Origin of the sequence: Flammeovirga aprica JL-4, from assembly GCF_012844305.1 — a bacterium.
Taxonomy (GTDB): domain Bacteria; phylum Bacteroidota; class Bacteroidia; order Cytophagales; family Flammeovirgaceae; genus Flammeovirga; species Flammeovirga aprica.
Window position 1 is genome coordinate 24,489 of sequence record NZ_JABANE010000019.1, and the last position, 21,134, is coordinate 45,622.

A 21,134-nucleotide genomic window follows, 5' to 3' on the forward strand; every position below is an offset into this window, starting at 1 on the left:
TTCAAACCTGCTATTAATCAAGATAGGAAGATAACTCATACGTTAAATTCATTTTCTATCAGCAACACGCTTCATAAATTATCACTTGATTGTCTACATAAGCAATACATATTCCCGAGTGTTCTAATGCAAAGCAGAAACCAATAATATCCTCATCCTTCTGAAGACGTTCCCACACCTCTTTTGAACAGGATGAATACATCGTATCATATTTATGGTCCTTTGCAATGGCTGGAGATGAAAAGCTGTTATGAAAGTAATTATCTAACAGCTCTTTTAGTGCTTCTTCTTTTGACATAGTTTCAAGGTCACATTGGGTAAGCATCATATCGTATAAACCACAAGAATTAGAGTATAACAATCGACCATCTGAAGTACTCACAGATAAATGTAACCGCGCATCTTCATAAGAATCACCTAGTACATAGACCTTAAAATTATCTTTCTGTTCTTTGTTTGAGAAATAAAAAGAAGATGTTCGCTCTTCAAAAACTGGATCGTTATTCTGATCTGAAATACCTATCACACCACCAGTAAAGAAGAAAGTGAGTATTAATAAAATTGACGTCATCTTTTAGTTTGCTTTAATGATAAAACTAATCCTTTATCATCAAAAAACTAACCACTCCTGAAAGTATTGCCAAAATCATAGCGATCATCACCACTCCATCAAAAGCTACAACAAAAGCGTTTTTATATATGAATGCAGTTTCCTCTATGATTTCCGTACTTAAATTGGATGGAGGAGTTGCTGCTGTAAAATTATCAGCTTCTTCTATTAATAATTCCTGTACATTATTTTCAATATTTAATGCCATTACTTTTTCCTTCACTTCTCCTTTAAAAGAAAATAATGCGAAAGCACCTAATAATGCAATGGCCAACACACTCGCCACCCTTGCTACTGTGTTGTTGATACCTGAAGCAATACCAATATTGGCTTCATTAACGGAACCCATCACTGCAGTGGTTAATGGAGCAACAGCAATGCCCATCCCAATTCCTATCAATAAAAAAGGAATCAAAAATGTAGTCCAATACGTGGACGGTCCGTCTGTAATCCCAATTAATGTAAAAGTGAAATAACCTACAGCAACTATCATCGGCCCTACAATTAAAGGTAATTGGTAGCCATTTTTATCAATATATTTTCCCATCAATGGAGAAATAGACGCAATGCAAATAATGATAGGCAACATAGAAAGACCTGTATTCACCTCGCTGTAGCCTTGTATTTGTATTAGGTTTAAAGGAACAAAAAACATAGCGCCACTCATAGCTGTATATAAAAATAGCGTCATTAGATTTGCTCCCGTGAAGGTTTTGGATTGAAATAATGATAAGGGCATCATAGGATATTTGACAGTTTTTTGACTATATGCGAAAGCGAATAAAGTAATTATTCCAAAGCTTACACTGCCAAAAATCAAAGGATGATGGAAGCCTAAATCTGATGATTCTGTAAAGCCGTAAGTTACCCCTGCCAACCCCAATGTCACCAATAACGCACCCAGTCCATCTAATTGCTGTGCTTCTTCGTTTTTGGATTCAGGCACTTTGGTGAATACGCCAAAAAACACAAAAATGGATAAGGGAATGTTCAAAAAGAAAATCACTCTCCAATACCCCATTCCTGCAAGCCAACCTCCTAATATAGGCCCTATGATTCCCATCAACGCACTGAATGTAGACCACAGCCCAATGGCTTTCCCTCTGTTTTCATTATCAAAATGAGCGGATAAAATGGATAAACTTCCAGGCGTTAATAATGCTCCTCCTACTCCTTGAAAACCTCTGGCAACTAATAATTGATGTGCATTTTGAGATAGACCACATACCAAAGAGGAAAGTGAAAACAAGACTAGCCCAATTAAGAAGATACGGTTTCTTCCATAAAGATCTCCTAACGCTCCACCCACCATCAATAAAGCAGAAAGAAAAAGTGCATATCCGTTGATTACCCATAGCAACTGAGTACCTGTCAGTTCCATCTCTTTCTGCAAGGCAGGCAAAGCCACATTAAGTGCTGAACCATCAATAAATACTAGGCTTGAAGCCATAATAGTGGTCAGCAACGTCCATTTTTGGGTGTTTGAGTAGGTGGTCATGGTATTATTTTACGTACAAATTCAAAATTATCTAATACTAATTCTATTTATTATTTTGTGATTACTTCCTTCAAAAAACTTTCAATAGAACCACTATTAATACGTTTTTTAGCGTTGTACTCACAAAATATAAATTAGAATTAACTATCATTTATTTTTGACTTTGTACTTAGATGAAAATAGCGATTGGAATAGATTGATTATATATAGGATAAAAATAATTCACAACCTTAAACATAAAGCTTCTAAATTATATTAATAAAATTGAAATAGTTCTATCTCTTTCTGTTTATAATTATATTCGTTGCTACACAGTCAGATACGTACAACATCATCCAACTTACTTTTTATCAATGATTCACGAACTCAGAGAAATCGTCTACTCTTCCTATCAGGCACAACAGCAACAAATCAAAACTGTTTTGGTTTCGGTGGTGGGTTTGAATGGCTCTTCCTACCGTAAGCCGGGAGTGAGAATGCTATTGTGGGAAAATCATAAAATGATAGGAGCAATTAGCGGGGGCTGTGTTGAAAAAGAAATGATAAGACAGGCGGAAAGTGTGTTTAAAAGCGGTCAGTCTAAAGTAATAGAATATGATGGGCGGTTCCGCTTAGGGTGTGAGGGTGTCTTACAGATTTTACTCGAACCTTTCTGTATTCATCAAGAAAAATTGCATGCATTTCAGAAAGCTTTGGAAGGACGAAAAGAGCTGAAACTGGAAAGCTATTTTTCTGAAGATCCTGCTTTGATGGAAAAAAGTTATACTCAGATTTTTCATCAAAACCTCCCTCTTCTACCTCATAAACCTTCTATTAATACTTTCTTTCAAAAATATCAGCAAATACTTCCCCCAGAATTCCAGCTTTTTATTTTTGGTGTAGAACATGATGCTAAAGCACTTTGTCAAATGGCGGCGCTAACGGGATGGAACGTTCAAATCATTGATACTTTAAAAGGCACATGTGATGTAACAGACTTTACTGGTGCAAAAAACCTGATACGTTTGAATGAAGATGAAATTCATAAACTGCCCATTGATCAACATACCGCAGTGGTAGTGATGACACATAGTTTTGTGAAAGATCTGACCTACTTACTACAATTGCATGATACTCAATTTGCGTATTTGGGAGTGCTCGGGGCCAAGAAAAGAATAGGAAAACTGATGGAGCAGATGATTGAGTTTAATCCTACACTTAACACTGAATTTCTGGATGCAATTCATAGCCCTTGTGGATTAGATATTGGGAGCATTACGCCGCATGAAATCAGTATTTCTATTATTGCTGAGATTATATCGGTTTATAGAGGTAAAACTCCTTTTTCAGTCTCACACAAAACATTGAGCAATGCATAGGGCTATTTTACTGCTTTGTGCAGGAAATTCCTCCCGGTTAGGAAGAGCAAAGCAATTATTAGAGTGGAACAGAAAAAGTATATTGGAGCATATTATTGAGCAGCTTCAACATTTTCAAATTCCTCTTTTTGCAGTAACAGGTGGATATCAAAAAGAGATCTCACCACTACTTCAAAAATATAATGTGAAAGAGATTTTTTGTGAAGATTGGGCACGAGGAATGGGAGAAAGTATTCGGTGTGGTATTCGATCTATTTTAATGGAAACCCCTGAGACAGAAAAAATCATGATTGCATTAAGTGATATGCCTTTGATACCACAAGCACATTTTGATGGTCTGTGGGAAAGAGCATTACATTCAAAAATAGTGATCAGTCAGTTTCAAGAAGTAAAAGGTGTTCCTGCTGTTTTTGATCGTGCTTTTTTTACTGATTTATTGAAATTAAGTGGAGATCAAGGAGCAAAACCGGTCTTACAGAAGCATATAAAAAACGTAAGTATTCTTGCTTCAGAGCAACCTTTCTTTGACGTTGATACAGAGGAGGATTATCAAAAGTTATTACATTCAAAATTAGAAATATAGAGACAAATTATAAAGAGTATGAAATTCGATTTAACAATCAATAAAAAAAACTACACCGTTGATGTGGAAGACGGTACACCTTTACTTTGGGTATTGAGGGATGAATTAGAATTAGTGGGAACAAAGTTTGGGTGTGGTATTGGTGAATGCGGTGCCTGCACTGTACATATTGATGGAAAAGCAGAACGCAGTTGTCAGCAGATGGTGGAATTAGTGGAAGGAAAAGAGATCACCACCATAGAAGGACTTTCTGAAAATGGAGAATACCCGGTGCAAGAAGCCTGGAAAACTATTGATGTACCTCAGTGCGGTTACTGTCAGAGTGGACAAATTATGACAGCTTCGGCTTTTTTAAATAAGAACCATCAACCATCAAAAGAAGAAATCAGAATGGCAATGCATGGTAATTTATGTCGCTGTGCTTCTTATAATAGAATTGAAAAAGCTGTTGGTTTGGCATCAAGTCAAATGCAGGAAAGTAAGCAAGTAAAGGTTTAATACAAAAAATTAAAAAAATGAGCAATACACATAGCCGAAGAAATTTTCTAAAACTCTCTTTACTCGCTGGCGGAGGATTACTGATTGGTGTAGGTGGTTTGAGCAACTGCAGTATGCCCACCTCTACAGACGATCTTGATTTCCAGCGTTTCAATGCTTACATAGAAATGTCTCCTAACGGGATAGTAAAAATATATTCTCCTAATCCAGAAATAGGTCAAGGTATAAAAACCGCTATGCCTATGATTGTTGCTGAAGAGTTAGATGTTCCCTGGGAAAAAGTACAAGTGGCACAGGCTCCTCTGAGTAATGATTTCAACCGTCAGGTGGCTGGTGGAAGTCAGTCGATCCGTCAGAACTTCCCTGCTTTAAGAACTGCAGGTGCTACTGTAAAACTGATGCTTCTGACTGCTGCCGCGAAGAATTGGGATGTGGAGGTTGAAACTTTAGAGGCTTCACAAGGTGTGATTTCTTCAAAAAGTGGAAAGAAAATAAAATATGAGGAGCTGATTCATGATGCTGTGAAACTTCCTGTTCCAGAAAATGCTCCATTAAAAAAAGTAGAAGAGTTCACCTTAATTGGTACAGCTGTCAATAATGTTGATATCGATCCTATCATTACCGGAAAACCACTTTTTGGCGTTGATTATAAGGAAAAAGGAATGAAATATGCAGCAGTGGCTCGACCTCCATTTGGTGCTTCATTAAAGTCCGTAGATGATACTGAAGCCAAAGGAGTGAAAGGTGTGGAGCAAGTCATTCAATTTAATCATAAAGTTGCCGTTATCGCCAGCAGTACTTGGGCGGCATTTAAGGGGAAATCAAAATTAAAAATAGAATGGGATAACCTTCAGGATGATGAAAATACGGATCTTTTTGATCAGAAAATGCATGAGACTCTCCGTAAAGGAAACTTGGAGGAAAAAATAACCCATGGAAATTTCGCGGAAGCAAAAACTAAAGCAGACAAAGTAATAGAAAAAACATACGAAGCTCCCTTCTTGCCTCATAATACAATGGAGCCAATGAATTTCTTTGCTGATGTCACTCCTCAAAAAATTAGGCTCATAGGTCCCACTCAAGTTCCAAAAGCTTCTGCAAATGTCGTTGCAAAACTTCTGGACAGAAATGTGGAAGATATAACTGTTGAAATGACTAGAATGGGAGGTGGTTTCGGTAGAAGATTAAGTACCGATTACGCTGAAGACGCTGCGATGGTTTCTCACCTTGCCAAAGCACCCATCAAACTGATGTATACTCGTGAAGATGATATGGCTGTCGGTCAATACCGCCCGAAAGTAAAATATAAAATCACGGCGGCGGTTAAGAATAATGAGCTGATAGGATACCAACTTCAAGAAGTGATTGTCAATAATAAAGGCATGAATAAAGGGATTGCAAAGTTCTTTCCTTTTGGAACAGTAGACCACTACTCGGCTACGTCTTCTAATATTCCTGCTGATGTGACGACATTATGGTGGAGAGCTCCAATTACCAACTTCCTCGGCTTCGCTACTGAAAGCTTTATGGATGAACTGGCCATCACGCTTCAGAAAGATCCTATTGCACTGAGAATGGAATTGCTGGAAAAAGCAAAAGGACAAAAGGTGCCTTACAGCCCTGAACGTATGCAAAAAACGATTCAGCTCGTTAAAGAAAAATCAAACTGGGGCAATGCTCCAAGTGGCGTTTACCAAGGCTTTGCTTGTTACTACAGTCACAATAGTTACGTAGCTGAAGTTTGTGATCTTGAAATGATAGATGGAAAGCCTGTTGCCAAACGTTTTTATGCGGGTGTAGATTGTGGTATTGTCATTAATACATCAGGTGCGAAGAGCCAAATAGAAGGTGCTATTTTAGATGGAATAGGCCATGCTATGTACGGAAATCTTGAACTGAAAGACGGCATTGCTCAATCTAAAAACTTTGATCAATACAAACTGATCCGAATGATGGATACACCTACTATTGAAACTTATTTTGTAGACAGCAATGAGGCTCCTACGGGGCTAGGAGAACCAGGTATGCCTCCTGCAGGTGCCGCTTATGCCAATGCTTATGTGAAAGCTACTGGGAAGCGGATGTTACAGCAACCGTTTTTTGGTTAGATATAAAATACAAAAGTTTAAAAAAGGGTCAGTAGGATAATCTGTTGCATTATCCTACTGACCCTTTGATTTGTAATTTTTCTTTCAAGTCAACTACCAAAAAATGTTAATAATAACTATTATTCAGTAATACTGATGAAATCTCCCCCTCAATTAATCAATTTAGTCTCTATAATCCTTGATTAATGCATTACATTTACAATTGCATTTATTGTTTCTGAAAGTAGCAATGCTTTCACTTTTTTAACTATCACTTGAGCAAATACTACTTTTTAATCTGACATAGCATAAAAGGTGTGACTTTACCAACACTTTCAGATATAGGATGCATTATTTTTTTATTTATAGACTACACAAATATGAGAAAGCTCTTTATTGTAAAGCTGATTTTACTGTTTATTACTTTCAATACATTTTCACAAGAGAAAGTAAATGTTTCATCAAAAATTAAAACCGTACAACCCGATAAAGTTAATTGGAGTGAAACTTTAGTAAACAAAGAGGGAACATTCAGACTAAAACTTAAGGATGAGAAAAAGATAAGAACAATGGGAGTCGGAAGACTGATTATTGAAATAGTAAACCATAAAACCAAAAAGAGTAAAACACACAATTTAGAAGAACACTACTGGTACTATAATGGTTTTTATTCTGATAAAGTGAACCGTTATTTTTTTGAGAAACTTCTAGAAGATGATAAAGGACAAGTATGGCTTTTCTTGTCAACCTTTGGCGGCAATAAACACAAACTATACAGAAGAGAACTGAAGGCTGATGGTTCTCTAGGAAGAAATATTTTTGTAACAGAAAGATCTATTGAAAAACATACGACTGGCGACAAGGTAGAGAATGCAATCTATTTTGCTACTACTAAACCTTGGTACTCAGAAATAAATGTAAATTATGATATTAGACAATCTGAAAATAAAAAGACATACAGTATAATCACTTATGCTTCAGACAAAAAGAAAAAGAGAACAAAATTTAATATTGAGGTAAAAGATCAGAATTTTCAAACACTATGGAAAATGTCAAATTACCTTGATGCAGAATCTACAACTGCTAAATTCAGAGATATTGTTCTCACTGATGAGGGTACTTTAATTGGTCTTTTAAAATATAGAAATTCTGAACAACGCAGTGATATTTTCTATAAACTCTATGTCTTCAAAAAAGGTGAAAAGCAATTCTTAGACTATCCTATTCATCATGATGAAAAAAATATTCACAGCCTTAGAATTACAGAAACAGTAGATCATAATATCGTTATCAGCGGTTTTTATAATCAAGCAAAGAAAAATTACCGTAACAAAATTGAAGGTTTGTATTTCTTAAGCCTTGATATGAATCCACTTCAACTGATTACAGAATCATTCACTCCTTTTACAAAAGAAGATGTAAAAACCATCACAATACCTGAAATCAGACCTTTTTATCCTAATCAAAAAGGATTCAAAGCTCATCAAGATGATCTATTAAAGGGCTGGCAAAAAAGAAAGGATAATCTAATTTCAGATAATCATTATCCACTAAAACTTATCTCACATAAAAACAACACTTTCACTTTGGTTGTAGAAAAAGCAAATTATGAAGGACATATCCGATATGGGCTTCAACTTTTCAATTTTAATAATTTCGGGAAGTTGAATTGGATAAGAAGTGTTGAGAGATGGGATCAGATTACTCAAAAAGCACCAACGAGCGCACAAGGCACTCAGATTCATAAAATGTTTGATCAATCACTTATTATTTACAAGGATAAAATCAAAACCATTATGCTTTTTGTTGACAGTGATGGGCAGATACAACAAAATGAAATCAATGATTATGTAAAAAGGGACAAATATATGCTATATCCCCTTCATATTAAGAAAATAGGAGATCATGATTTTAGGGGATTACTTTATAATAAAGCAGCGAAACCGAATAAAGGAAAAGAGTACAAATATCTTTATATCAACCTTAAAGAAACTAATAAATCGGACGCCAAATAAAGCAACAAAATATGTTTAAGAAAATAATAACGTGCTGTCTTATTATGATGGCACATTACTCTTTCAGTCAAAATAATCCTGGCATTTATTTATCTGTGAATTACGATTTACCCTTGGGAACTATGGGGCAATTGTATAACCCAGCTTTCAATTATGAGATCGGGGTGAGAAATACCAAAACTTTCTGGGTTACTGAAGCTTATTTGAATCATTCTAATTTCACTACTAAACAGGATATTTTCTACTTCCTTGAAACAGAAGATACATACGGTCATATTACCTCTTCAGATCTTAAGCTTACATCATTTGGCATGAGTACGGCTTACCTAATTATTCCTTTCAATAAAAAATTCACCATTGATGTCGGAATATTCTTAAGCTTCACTTCTGTTGGTGTTGATCTTTATTATGAGGATAATGGCAGCAAACTAACGAGAGAAATTGATACGATCTCAATAGGTGGCGGTCCCAAAGTAAATATTAATTTCTTACTTACTGATCATCTAAATTTGAGCATCAACAACCGTTTTGTATCCACTTTAATTGATGATACAACTGTATTTAATAATGGAGTTAGTTCTTTTCAATCAGGAATTGCACTGGAATATAGATTTTAAAAGTTATGTTGAGAAAATTTATCATCATTGCAGTGGCAATACTGCAATATAGTTGTTTGTCTACAGACAGAGTATATTTAACACAAGAAGAACTAGATCAGCATTTCAAAACCATAGCTGATGCCAAATTCAAACCAAAAAATGTGGCGGTTGCCGTAGATCATAGTATTTATTTTTATGATCAAATCGATCAACCTCCTCATATCATCACAGAAGAAACCTCTACCAAAAAGAGGCTGGTAAAAGTGAGTCAGGATAATACAAAATTTGCTTATTTGAATGATGATAATCTAATCGAAGTTATTGACAGAGATGGCAAGCTTATCACTACTCTTGAAGAGTATCAGAATGTGCAATCATTTGACTGGACAGAAGGCGGTAAAACGTTGTATATCCTTAATGATGGTGAGGTATCTTTCTATGGTAATACTTCTATCATTGTTCCAGAATTTGTTTATCCAGAAGAGAGTTTTAAATTCTTTAATCCTAAAGCTGTAGATGTACGTATTTCTTCTGAAAATGATTTTGCCGTATTAGTCTCTCATAGCTATTACGATACCAGAACAAGAGAGTCTAAGAGTGTATTCTTATACAAAAGTAATGGAGAGGCACTTTCCATCATGCAGTATAATTATGCAACAAATATTGCATTCACACCAGACAATTTCCTTAAGGTTTATAAATATGATTTCACTAAAAATATCATTGATTTCCCTTATACTATTGAAACATTTGACAGGAATATGCAACGTAAGGAATTCTTGAAATCAATGTATGAAATGCCGTTTTACTTAGGGCCGATATTTACGCGTGGTGAAGTGTATTACACCTATTTGGGAAAAGGTAATGAGGAAGATGATTTCCAATATTTTGTACTTAAGACAACTGATTATGGAGACGAAATCGAAACTTACAATACACTAACTTCGGAAGGTTATGAATACATATCAATGGACAGTAAATGGACAGATGATTCGTTTTAATTGAAAAATAGAATTTCTATTCAGGTAGAGAGAAAATGGTTCATATAGAGTTTAATATTCACTTCATATGAACCATTTTTTCTTCAGCAAAACACTCAACTTATGCTTTTCAAAAAATGTATTACATTTGTGTGTACATTAATTCAACAGCAAACTATATTTTATCAAACCTCTCTTTTGAGAAAGGTGTTTTTTTAGCTTAAGTATTAGATTTCCATTGTTTTAGTGTATTACATTTTTTCTACTTATAAACTTCAGAAATATGAAAAAGTATTTTATACTAAAACTCTCTTTTTTGTTGATTGCCTTCAATTCATTTTCACAGAACGACATAGACATTTCTTCAAAAATTGAAATCATTCCAACAAAAGAAAATGTACTTCATAAAATTCACACTACTCCTGAAGCTGTTATCCGCTTGAAGAAAAGATCTTACAGCAACCTGATCATCGAAATTGAAAACCTTAAAACCAAAAAGGTAAAAACCCACGATTTCGAAAATTATTATTGGTCTGGAAGCTACAAAAACAACTTTTACTATGAAGCGCTTATCGAAGATCACAAGGGTGCAGTGTGGCTTTTTCTTTCAACATACACTGTAGATAAACATAAACTGTACAGAAGGGAATTGAAAACAGACGGTACGCTTGGCAAGAATATTTTTGTTACTGAAAGAAATCTAGAGAAAAAGGGATATCACGTTATACAGTCTGAGAATAAGAAATCATACAGTATTCTCACTTACGCCTCTGACAAGAAAAAGAGAAAAACAAAGTTCATCTTAGAAGTGAGAGATCAAGATTTTCAAACATCATGGAAAATGTCGAATTACCTTGATGCAGAATCTGATAAAGCATTCTTCCAAGAAGATAATCTTGTGCTCACCAATGAGGGTACTCTTTTCGGTTTGATGAAATTCAGGAACTCTGAAAAACGTAAAGATGTTTTCTACAAGCTCTATGTTTTCAAAAAAGGCGAAAAACAATACCTTGACTACCCTATACATCATGCCGAAAAAAATATTCACAGTCTTAAGATGACGCTATCTGAAGATCAACATATCATTGTGAGTGGATTCTATTATATGGCGAAGAAAAACAACTACAATAAGATTGAAGGTGTTTATTTCTTAAACTTGGATTCTAATCCGCTACAATTGGTTACTGAAACCTTCTCTCCTTTCACAAAAGAGCATTTAGAAAAAATTATTGTTCCTGAAATAAGACCTTTCTTCCCCAATCAACAAGGATTTGCGGAACATCAACAAGACTTAATCAGAAATGTTCAGGGCAGAAAGGATACAATGATTGACGATGATTATTATTCGTTACAGTTGATTCCCCACAAAAATAATTCTTTCACCCTCGTCACTGAAAGATTAAAAATAGGAAACAATATGCTCCTGAGTGATGAATTCCAATTATTCAATTTTAATCATTTCGGCAAGTTGAACTGGATCAAGTGTGTTGAAAGATTTGACCCTATAACTGCTAAAACGCCTTATGGTGCACATGGGACACAAACGAGAAAAGTATTTGATAAAACATTCATTTTCTATAAAGACAAAGCTAAGTCAATCATGCTTTTGGTAGACAGTAATGGCACTGTGCAACAGGAACTGATCAATGATTATGCAACGAGTGGAAAGTATATGCTCTACCCTCTTCTTTTATATAAAACAAGCGACCACTCTTTCAAAGGGCATCTCTTTTATAAAGCGATGTATCATAAAAAAGGAAAAGACGCTAAATATATTTTTATAGATCTTAAGGATAAGAATGATACTGATGCTAAGTAGGGTGTTGGGAATCTGACATTCACATAAAAAGGCTCAACGATCATCAAAACCGTTGAGCCTTCTATATTATTTACCAGAAAGGAATTATCCTCTTCCTACAATCTCAGCAATTTTTACAATAACCTTCGTTGCCGCTTCCATTGTCGGTACTGGCACATACTCATAGCGGGCGTGCATGTTGTGGCCACCTGCAAAGATATTTGGACAAGGTAAGCCCATAAATGACAATCTTGCACCGTCTGTACCACCACGGATAGCTTTTACATCTGGCTCAATTTCTAATGCCTTCATTGCTTCCAACGCAATATCAACAATATGCATATTAGGTTCTACCTTTTCTTTCATATTGTAATATTGATCCACTAAAGAAAGCTGTACTTTATCCTCACCATACTCTCTTTGGAAATCTTTGACCAATGCTTCCATGTGCGCTTTTCTTGAGTTGAAAAGTTCACCGTCATGATCTCTGATAATGTATTGTAATTTTGATTCTTCTACAGAACCACTCATTGTCAATAAGTGGTAGAAACCTTCGTATTTCTCTGTCTGTTCAGGAGTTTCGCTGTCAGGGAATTTTGTTGCAAACTTGGCAGCGATATTCATAGAATTCACCATTTTACCCTTTGCAGTACCAGGGTGAACATTCTGTCCTTTGAAAGTCACTTCAGCATAAGCCGCATTGAAGTTTTCATATTCAAACTCACCCATTGGACCACCGTCCATAGTGTAGGCCCATTCAGCTCCGAATTTCTCTACATCAAATAAATCAGCACCTTTACCTACCTCTTCATCTGGCGTAAAACAGATTCTGATTTTACCATGCTTGATTTCAGGATGCTGAATCAAAAAGTCCATTGCTGTAACAATCTCCGCTACACCTGCTTTATCATCTGCTCCTAAAAGCGTTGTTCCGTCAGTTGTAACGATCTGCTGTCCTTTATAAGCTTTGATTTCAGGAAACTCTTTTGTAGTCAATACAATATTCTGTTCCTTATTCAATACTAGATCATTTCCATCATAATTCTCCCAAACAATAGGGTTTACGTTGGCTCCAGTTAAATCAGGAGTAGTGTCTACGTACGCAACAAAACCAATAACAGGTACTTCCTTGTCAATATTAGAAGGCAATGTGGCCATGACATAGCAGTTTTCATCTATGGTTACATCCTGCATTCCAATCTCTTTCAACTCCTCAACCAGTAAGTTGGCCAAATCAAATTGCTTTTTAGTACTAGGAATTTGCTCCAAACCAGGAACAGATTCAGTGTCGATTTTCACATAGCGTAAAAACCTTTCCAATAACTTCTCCATGAATCTTTGATTAATAATTTATGCTTATAATTCTACCTCAATGCGGTATTGTTTTCATTTATGGAGTTCGAATTTACAATACTTGGTAAAACTTTGAAAAAAAACGGGCTTTTCTAAAGGATAAATAAGAATTAAACTTGTTCATAATGACTTTTTTGTAACTTGCGACCTGAATTTATTCTAACAACTTAGAAATACACACACCATGAAACTGCTAGAAGGCAAAAACGTATTGATCACAGGTGCGTCTAAAGGAATTGGACGTTCAATCGCAATTCGTTGCGCGGAGCATGGCGCAAATATAGGTTTCACTTACCTTTCAAGTGTTGAAAAAGGTGAGGCTTTAGTAGCGGAATTAGAAGCATACGGAGTAAAAGCAAAAGGCTACCGTTCTGATGCCTCTGATTTTGAAGCTGCTGAGCAATTAATCAAAGATTTCACAACTGATTTTGATTCTCTTGACAGTTTAATAAACAACGCTGGTATCACTAAAGATACGTTGTTGATGCGTATGTCTGAAGAGCAATTTGATGATGTAATCCGTGTCAACTTAAAATCGATTTTCAATCTTACTAAAGCAGCTACAAAAACGTTCTTAAAACAACGTAGCGGATCTATTATCAATATGAGTTCTGTTGTAGGTGTTTATGGTAATGCGGGTCAAGCCAACTATGCTGCTTCAAAAGCAGGTATTATTGGTTTCACTAAGTCAGTAGCAAAAGAACTTGCAGCTAGAAACGTTCGTTGTAATGCTGTTGCTCCTGGTTTCATTGAAACTGAAATGACAGAAACATTAGATCAGAAAGTAAAAGACGTATGGTTAGCTGATATCCCTATGAAACGTGGAGGTCGTCCTGAAGAGGTTGCAGATCTTTGTGTATTCTTATCATCGGATATGTCTACTTATATTACTGCTCAAACTATCCAATTAACGGGTGGTATGAAGAGCTAGTACTATTTGTTACTTATATAAAAAGGTTTGAATGGATAAGACAATTATCTATTCAAACCTTTATTTTTATCCATACTTTTCAGCGTGAAAATAGAACCAATGGTAATAGCATTATAAGAGATTTCTGCTTTCTGAGCTATCGATTCATACTCTAAACGCAGTGCTAACTTTTTTGACAAGGCAATCTCTCCACCAAATCCCCAAAGAAACCCTCTAGATAAATGGTTTCTATAAAAAGTGTTTTTCTGATTATAGGCTAATGTATAATAATTACGGTTACTCAAAAAGATTGCTCCAGCTTTTCCAAAAAGGGATATATTTCCAAAGCTGTACTTTCCCCGAATAGATGCTTCCCAGCCCTTTTTCACAACGTTTAATGCATAATTCGAGGTTTGTTCTGAGACATTTCCTAAAGTACGATAACCTAATTCAATGCCGATAAAGCTTTTCTGGTAGCCCAATGTGACTTTATGGGCAAATGTAGTCCCTTTCACCTTATAGCTTTGCTGGAAGAATTCAATGTTCTTATGTTCGATAAAGCCTAAACCACCACTTACTCCTAGATAAATCTGACTGTTGGCATTGTGTATTGAAAGCAGGGTAATGATAGTCAAAAAGAAATAGTTTTTTAAAGTTTTCATAAAATAAGTTAATAATTTATTAACTTAGCAGAAATCTTTAGCTTACATAAGTAACAGTCAACCTGTTATTATCTAATTTATTGATAGAATATTTCAAAAAATAAAAAACCCTAGGTCGAAGGGTTCAACCTAGGGTACTCACGGATTTGGTTTTTTGCGAGTTTATAGTATTAGCTTATGGTTATAAGCTAATACTATTTATATTTTAAACGAGTTCTAATTATTCAGAATCATCTACATATTCTACTTCAGAAGCAACATCTTCGATAGAGTAGTTTGAAACTGTTAATTCATCAGATAAAACGTTTCTGATTGTAACGTCGTTGTGAATATCAAAACCTTTCTTAGCATTTTTCACTAAGATGTTTGAGAATGAACCTTTAGCACCTTCTCTTACTCTGAAAGCAGTTGTTTCACCAGATTGCCCCATTACAGTAACGTTTTTAACAGTAGCGTTAGAGTAAGGAGTAGCTGAGTTATCTTTAGAGTTGTTGTCAATTTCAAATGCTTTGTCGTGGTCTCTTGCAGCATCATGCTCTACCCAAAGGTTAGTTAAGCTACCTACGAAACCGTGAGCCCAGTCAAATGAATCATCTTCGTTACCTACTGAAACTAAGTCAGTACCGCTTACAGTACCACCAAACCACTCAAGTCCGTCATCTGAACCTTTGAATGCTTGTAAGTAAGATAATTGTGTTCCTGAACCAACACCTGAGAAAGTGAAACCGTTGTGCTCAGACTCTGAGTCATACTTGTAACCAGTGAACTCAACACGTACATATTTTAATACACCTGAGTTGTCATCAGCTACAGTACCACCGTACATAACACCTGAAGCAACTTCGTTATTAGCTTGACCGTTTGCATCTCCGTTGTTGATAGGAGCTTTACCGTTGATTAAGATACCACCCCAATCACCAGGAGCTTGAGTAGCTTGACCTGAAGTAAATACGATCATGTTTTCCGCTGTACCTTCAGCCATGATTTTACCACCTTGTAAGACCATTAAGTATGAGTCATTTTCAGTAGCTACAACTTGAGTACCTGCTTTGATAGTAAGTGTAACACCACTAGCAACAGTAACAGGACCTGCTAAAACAACAACACCTTCTAATGTCTTATCTGCATCAATTGAACCACCAGCTAACGTTTCAGATGGGTTAGAGATGTCAACAACAGTACCTGCATAGCTAGCTTCTTTTGCCCATGATGGAATAGTTTCACCAAAACCTGTAGCACCTTCTACTGCAACAATTTTCTTAGCTGCATAAGCTGAATCTTGTAAGCTGTCAGTTGGATTATCAGGAGTAGTCGTGTTATCATCAGAACAAGAACCTAAAGATACTGCTAAAGATGCAACAACAATCGCGTAACGGAATTGCTTTTTCATAATAAAAATTGTAATTTTAAAGTCGAATTGAAAAAAATTATTTTTGAGAGGGTTGGAATTTTTCCATCCCTCTTTTATTTTGTTTGTTAGAAACTATAAGTAAATCCTAATTTAGCCTCTACACCTCTCTTGTATGTCTCAACAATTCCTGTCGTTCCATTTGAGAATTCTTGGTATAAAGTAATATCAGGGTTCAATAAGTTTTTCACTGATAAGTCTAAGCTCATGTTACCTTTAATCTTGTTTTTCATCACAAAGTTTAAAGTACCGTATGATTTCTCATAGATATCTCCTGCACCTTGAGAACCTGCTGCCGCAAGACGATCTCCGAAAGTACTGTATGTGATAGAGAAGATTGAAGTAACGTTTTCTGTGAAGATGTTTGCCTCATGTGAAGCGTCTACATTCAACATGTAAGGAGATGCTCCAAACATTGCTCTTTTCTCATTTGTGAATAGTCCGTTAGATCCTGACAAGTCTGTTTGTGAAGCTAATAATGTAGCGTTCATTCCAATATTACTTCTATCTAACCAGCTTCCACCATTTTTGAAGATGTTTGATAATCTTTTAGTTGCTTCAATTTCAATACCTGCTACAAAAGACTCACCTGCATTCACATAAGAGAATTCTGTAATTGATGAAGCTACTGTGATTAACTCGATTGAGTTGTTGATCTGCTTTCCGAAAACACCTACTGAGAATAATTCACCAGAGTTAGGGAAGATTTCATACTTTAGATCTACGTTGTATACCTCTGAGTTTTCCAAGTCTGGGTTACCTGAGATTTTTTGTCCATTTGCAAAAGTGAATCTAAAAGGAATCAATTCTGACATCATTGGTCTAATAAGCGTTTTTGATGCTGCAAATCTTAAGTTTGATTTATCATTCACTGTGTATTTGAAACTCAATGAAGGAAGTAAATCACTTGTTTCTTTGATACTGAATTGATCAGGAGCGTTTGGATCTACTGTACCTTGCTCTTTGTAAACTACCTCTTGGTAACCTTTTTCAAAACGTGCTCCCACGTTTACTTTTAATTTACCTGGTAGAATCTCGTATCCATAATCAGCATAGAATGCATTCACATTTAACTTTGCTGTAAATCTTGTATCGTATCTTGCAATTGGGTCATATTCAATAACTCCGTCAGCAACATTCTTATCAATACCTGGCTGAGGATCGTTTACGTCAATTCTTGGAGAAGCTTTAGCGTTGTCCAATGAAACCATCCACCACTCGAAAGTTCTGTCTTTGAATACACCGTTGTATCCTACTGAAAGATTGCTACGGTAAGTATCTTCATACTCATTGTAAGCACCTAAACCATATACTACACCGCCTCTAGCAGAAAATGTTGTCTCATCCATGTTACTCCAGAACCTGTGTGAATCATCAGGAGCATTTGTAAATAACTTACCATTTTCTACTTCACCTGCTTCATCATACTCTAAATCTCTGTAAGTTAACTGTCTACGATCTGGCTCTTGAGCATTTGATAATGAGTATCCAACACCCCAAGTCGCTTTCAATCTATCGTTTTCTCCGAACTTATGATCACCAATCAACTGATGAATTCTTACAGTGCTTTGTTCGTACGTATTTCTTTCTTTAAAAACTTTGTTTTCATCACCATTTCCAAGTTCTTCATGCTTACCGTAAAGATCTAAAGTAGTGTTTGAAGATTCGTTGATGAAAATATTGTTGAATGAAATTTGATTCTTGTTGTTGATCTTGAAGAACATATTCGCCATACCTGTAGTATTCGTGCTGTAGATATATTCTTTTGTATCGTACTCTGTAATTGTAGTTCCTTGAGCTCTGTAAGTATTTTGTTGACCATCTCTGATGTCATACTTATTTTTGAAAGATGCAGAAGCTACAAAACCAAAAGCGCTTTCTTCTCCAAATTCATATAGTTTACCACCAGATGCTTTAAAGTTGAAGTTAGGACCTGCCTTCTTTGTTGTTGGAGAGAATGAGTTTTTATAAGACTGAGGAGCTTCACGACCTTCTAATTCTGAAGGTAATGCTCTACCGTTACCAGAGAAACCTAAAAATTCAGCGTCACCGTCTTCGAAAGTTTTGAAATCTTTACCTGTTGATTGTGTATTGTAAGCACCTGATACACCTAGTGTAAAGAATCCTTCATCTGGGTAATCCTTTGTTACGATGTCTACTGTTGCACCTGCAAAGTCTCCATATAAACCAGGATTAAATGTCTTGTTAATATCAATATTTCTAACTACACCTGTTGGGAATAGACCTAAATCGATAACTTTTTTGTTTGGATCAGTAGAAGGAACTACTAAACCATTTACTGTTGCATTGTTGTATCTATCGCCTAAACCTCTTACGAAAAGACCTTTAGACTCTACTTTTGTAATACCTGTAACGTTTGTTACAGCTGACTCTACATCTGAAATACCTTTCACTGACATTTCCTCAGCACCAATTGCCTGAATCATTACATCAGCATTTTGTCTTTCTACCATCAAGGCTCCTGCTGACTCTGTGTTTGCTTTCGCTACAATCTCTACTGCTTCTAGCTCTTGTGCATCTGAAGCTAACGTAAAGTTGATTACTGTTTCTTGTCCTGCAGCAACTGTAATCTCTTGCGTTGTTTTCTTATAACCAATAAAAGAAGAAACTAACGTATATGTACCAGGATCTGCGTTGAATTGGAAATTACCAAAAATATCCGTTGAAGCTCCTGTTGTTGTTCCTTGCAAAGAGACACTTGCTCCAATTACGTCTTCGCCAGTGTCGGCGTCTTTCACGTTTCCTTTGACAATACCCTTCTGAGCAAAGGCCGATAATGAAAGTAAGATAAGTGCGAATGAAATGAAATAATGTTTCATTGTAGAGTTTAAAAATTCTTAATACTAAAACTGTGTTAACCAAATCACGTTGCAAAAGTATGTGGTCAATGTGTTGTAGTATTTTAGAAATCTTAAACTTGATGTTAAATAAATCCTATCATATATGAACGCATTGTTACGTATTTTCTAAAGAAAAGTTATAAACAAAATATACACTTCTTTAAAAAAATTATTTTTCTTTGTTTCAAGGTAGATAAATGAACTTTTAAAGAAAATAACGAATGTTAAGAGATTATAAACTTAAATTAATTCTACTTTTTATAGGTTTTGTACTTTTTTCTTGCAATGAGAAGAAAAAAGACCAATTCAAGGAGCAAGAATTCGAAAAACAGAAGAAGGTAAAGCGCAAAATGCCTAAACTGGATGATGACAATGCTATGCAAGAACTGGCTTGGTATGGTCCTGAAAACCCTGAAACCATCGTGCAGGTTGAAACGAAATACGGCAACATTAAACTAAAACTGTATAAAGAAACTTCAAAACACAGAGCTAGCTTTATTATGTTAGCAAAAAGAGGGTACTTCACAGATGCCCAATTTTACCGTGTCGTAAAAAACTTTATTGCACAAGGTGGCGACTCTGATGATCCTGATTTCAGAAAGAAAAAACGTTCCTTCGGCAAATATCATATCCCAAATGAAATTGATCCCCGTCGTTTTTATCATAAAAGAGGTGCACTTTCAGCAGCAAGGGCCTATAAAGACAACCCCACTCGTCAGTCTACCCCTTTTGATTTCTTTATTGTTCAAGGCCGTCAGGTAACAGAAGGTGATTTAGCACAGTCAGAGTTAGACAATGGTTTAAAGTATACAAAAGAACAAAAAGACGAATACCGTAAAAATGGTGGCGACCCACATTTAGATGGACAACATACCGTTTTTGGTGAAGTGATAGAAGGAATGGATGTAGTGGATAAAATCTGTGATGTGGAAACAGATGAGGGAGAATGGCCATTAGAGGCTATATTAATGAAGATAAAAGTGATTGAATAAATCTCCGTTCGTAGGGGTAGACCTATGTGTCTACCCAATGTATGGCATACCCAATGCCAATCCAATCTATATTATAACATCAAAACGTCATTATGTATTAAACATGGTGGCGTTTTTTCATTAAATTGAATTATTATAAATCAAAACTAACTAAAAATGCCACGCTTAACGAAGAAAAGACAATCTTACAGGTTGTCAACATGGAACTATGATTGGTCGGCCGATTATTTTATTACGATCTGTGTAAAAAATCATCAATGTTTATTAGGTTCCATAAAAGATTCAAAGTTTCATTATTCATCAATTGGAATCATTGCTGAAATTTTATGGGAAAAGATTCCTATTCATCATCCAGAAGTTTCCTTAGGAGAATATATTATAATGCCCAACCATATACACGGTATATTACATTTGAATAATAAAGAGGATGAAAATAAGATCTTAATCGAAACTGATTATCATAGTTTAAAGCATTCTGAAAACTGGCACTCAAAAATTTCACCACCGAAAAACAGTATCCCATCTATTATTAGATCTTATAAATCTTCTGTCAAAAGATATTGTAACCGTTTCGACCTTCAATTTGAATGGCAGAAAAGATATTATGATCATATCATCAGGGATGGTAATGATTATTTAAGAATAGAGAATTACATCCTTAATAATAGGAATAAATGGGATGAAGATCGTTTCCACCCGTAGACGCGTAGCCTGCTACGCTTTGCTATATTCATAAAACAATATCAATAATTGAATTCTTAGAAGTAGATTTTTAAATAACTACATAAACCAACAAACGTAGCAGGCTACGTCGCTACAGGATCTGCACAAAATCACGTAGGTGCGTAGCCTGCTACGCTAAACAACAAGCATAAAGCAAAATACACAATTGGAATTAGAAGTAAATTTTTAAATAACTACA

The 21,134-nt window shown here is 35.5% G+C and carries 17 protein-coding genes; 11 read left to right on the forward strand and 6 right to left on the reverse strand.

The annotated features are described in order from the left end of the window. Window positions 1-58: 58 nt before the first annotated feature. Together HHU12_RS09005 and HHU12_RS09010 are read right to left on the reverse strand one after the other, a co-directional pair. Entirely contained in the window at window positions 59-571 is a 513-nt protein-coding gene (locus tag HHU12_RS09005) for a hypothetical protein (RefSeq protein ID WP_169656412.1), read from the reverse strand. Between the two features lie 25 nt (window positions 572-596). Then, a complete protein-coding gene (locus HHU12_RS09010) occupies window positions 597-2,108 on the reverse strand; it encodes an MFS transporter (RefSeq protein ID WP_169656413.1) in 1,512 nt (503 codons plus the stop codon). 353 nt (window positions 2,109-2,461) lie between these two features. Between HHU12_RS09010 and HHU12_RS09015 the strand changes: the two genes are divergently transcribed. The 8 genes from HHU12_RS09015 (at window position 2,462) to HHU12_RS09050 (ending at window position 12,047) form a co-directional block, all read left to right on the forward strand. Continuing rightward, complete coding sequence (locus HHU12_RS09015; RefSeq protein ID WP_169656414.1) at window positions 2,462-3,466, forward strand: XdhC family protein; 1,005 nt, start codon at window positions 2,462-2,464, stop codon at window positions 3,464-3,466. Further along, the gene (locus HHU12_RS09020) at window positions 3,459-4,049 is read left to right on the forward strand and encodes a nucleotidyltransferase family protein (protein ID WP_169656415.1); all 591 of its coding nucleotides are present in this window, start codon (window positions 3,459-3,461) and stop codon (window positions 4,047-4,049) included. The genes HHU12_RS09015 and HHU12_RS09020 overlap by 8 nt, the downstream gene beginning before the upstream one ends. Window positions 4,050-4,067: 18 nt before the next feature. Further along, a complete protein-coding gene (locus tag HHU12_RS09025) occupies window positions 4,068-4,547 on the forward strand; it encodes a (2Fe-2S)-binding protein (protein WP_169656416.1) in 480 nt (159 codons plus the stop codon). Window positions 4,548-4,564: 17 nt separating this feature from the next. Beyond that, window positions 4,565-6,655: a xanthine dehydrogenase family protein molybdopterin-binding subunit gene (locus HHU12_RS35795; RefSeq protein WP_169656417.1), complete on the forward strand. Its 2,091-nt coding sequence runs from the start codon at window positions 4,565-4,567 to the stop codon at window positions 6,653-6,655. Window positions 6,656-7,014: 359 nt separating this feature from the next. Then, entirely contained in the window at window positions 7,015-8,649 is a 1,635-nt protein-coding gene (locus tag HHU12_RS09035) for a hypothetical protein (RefSeq protein ID WP_169656418.1), read from the forward strand. Window positions 8,650-8,693: 44 nt separating this feature from the next. Then, window positions 8,694-9,266 (forward strand): hypothetical protein, encoded by a 573-nt coding sequence (locus HHU12_RS09040; protein WP_169656419.1) that lies wholly within the window; start codon window positions 8,694-8,696, stop codon window positions 9,264-9,266. A 5-nt stretch (window positions 9,267-9,271) separates the two neighbouring features. Continuing rightward, window positions 9,272-10,249 carry a hypothetical protein gene (locus HHU12_RS09045; RefSeq protein ID WP_169656420.1) on the forward strand — a complete coding sequence of 326 codons (978 nt, stop codon included), beginning with the start codon at window positions 9,272-9,274 and terminating at the stop codon, window positions 10,247-10,249. 262 nt (window positions 10,250-10,511) lie between these two features. Then, on the forward strand, window positions 10,512-12,047 hold the full coding sequence (locus HHU12_RS09050; RefSeq protein WP_169656421.1) for a hypothetical protein: 1,536 nt from the start codon (window positions 10,512-10,514) through the stop codon (window positions 12,045-12,047). 84 nt (window positions 12,048-12,131) lie between these two features. Here HHU12_RS09050 and pepT read toward each other — a convergent pair whose 3' ends face one another. Next, a complete protein-coding gene (gene pepT, locus HHU12_RS09055; RefSeq protein WP_169656422.1) occupies window positions 12,132-13,358 on the reverse strand; it encodes a peptidase T in 1,227 nt (408 codons plus the stop codon). A gap of 205 nt (window positions 13,359-13,563) precedes the next feature. Between pepT and fabG the strand changes: the two genes are divergently transcribed. Then, window positions 13,564-14,310, forward strand: coding sequence for a 3-oxoacyl-[acyl-carrier-protein] reductase (fabG, locus tag HHU12_RS09060; protein ID WP_169656423.1), 747 nt, complete (start codon window positions 13,564-13,566; stop codon window positions 14,308-14,310). 44 nt (window positions 14,311-14,354) lie between these two features. Here fabG and HHU12_RS09065 read toward each other — a convergent pair whose 3' ends face one another. The 3 genes from HHU12_RS09065 to HHU12_RS09075 form a co-directional block, all read right to left on the reverse strand. Continuing rightward, on the reverse strand, window positions 14,355-14,951 hold the full coding sequence (locus HHU12_RS09065; protein WP_169656424.1) for an outer membrane beta-barrel protein: 597 nt from the start codon (window positions 14,949-14,951) through the stop codon (window positions 14,355-14,357). 220 nt (window positions 14,952-15,171) lie between these two features. Further along, window positions 15,172-16,341, reverse strand: coding sequence for a multidrug transporter (locus tag HHU12_RS09070; RefSeq protein ID WP_169656425.1), 1,170 nt, complete (start codon window positions 16,339-16,341; stop codon window positions 15,172-15,174). Window positions 16,342-16,427: 86 nt separating this feature from the next. After that, window positions 16,428-19,199 (reverse strand): TonB-dependent receptor, encoded by a 2,772-nt coding sequence (locus HHU12_RS09075; protein WP_169656426.1) that lies wholly within the window; start codon window positions 19,197-19,199, stop codon window positions 16,428-16,430. Window positions 19,200-19,441: 242 nt separating this feature from the next. Here HHU12_RS09075 and HHU12_RS09080 point away from each other — a divergent pair, with 242 nt between their 5' ends. Continuing rightward, complete coding sequence (locus tag HHU12_RS09080; protein ID WP_169656427.1) at window positions 19,442-20,212, forward strand: peptidylprolyl isomerase; 771 nt, start codon at window positions 19,442-19,444, stop codon at window positions 20,210-20,212. Between the two features lie 156 nt (window positions 20,213-20,368). Further along, complete coding sequence (locus HHU12_RS09085) at window positions 20,369-20,914, forward strand: transposase (protein WP_169656428.1); 546 nt, start codon at window positions 20,369-20,371, stop codon at window positions 20,912-20,914. Window positions 20,915-21,134 lie beyond the last annotated feature (220 nt).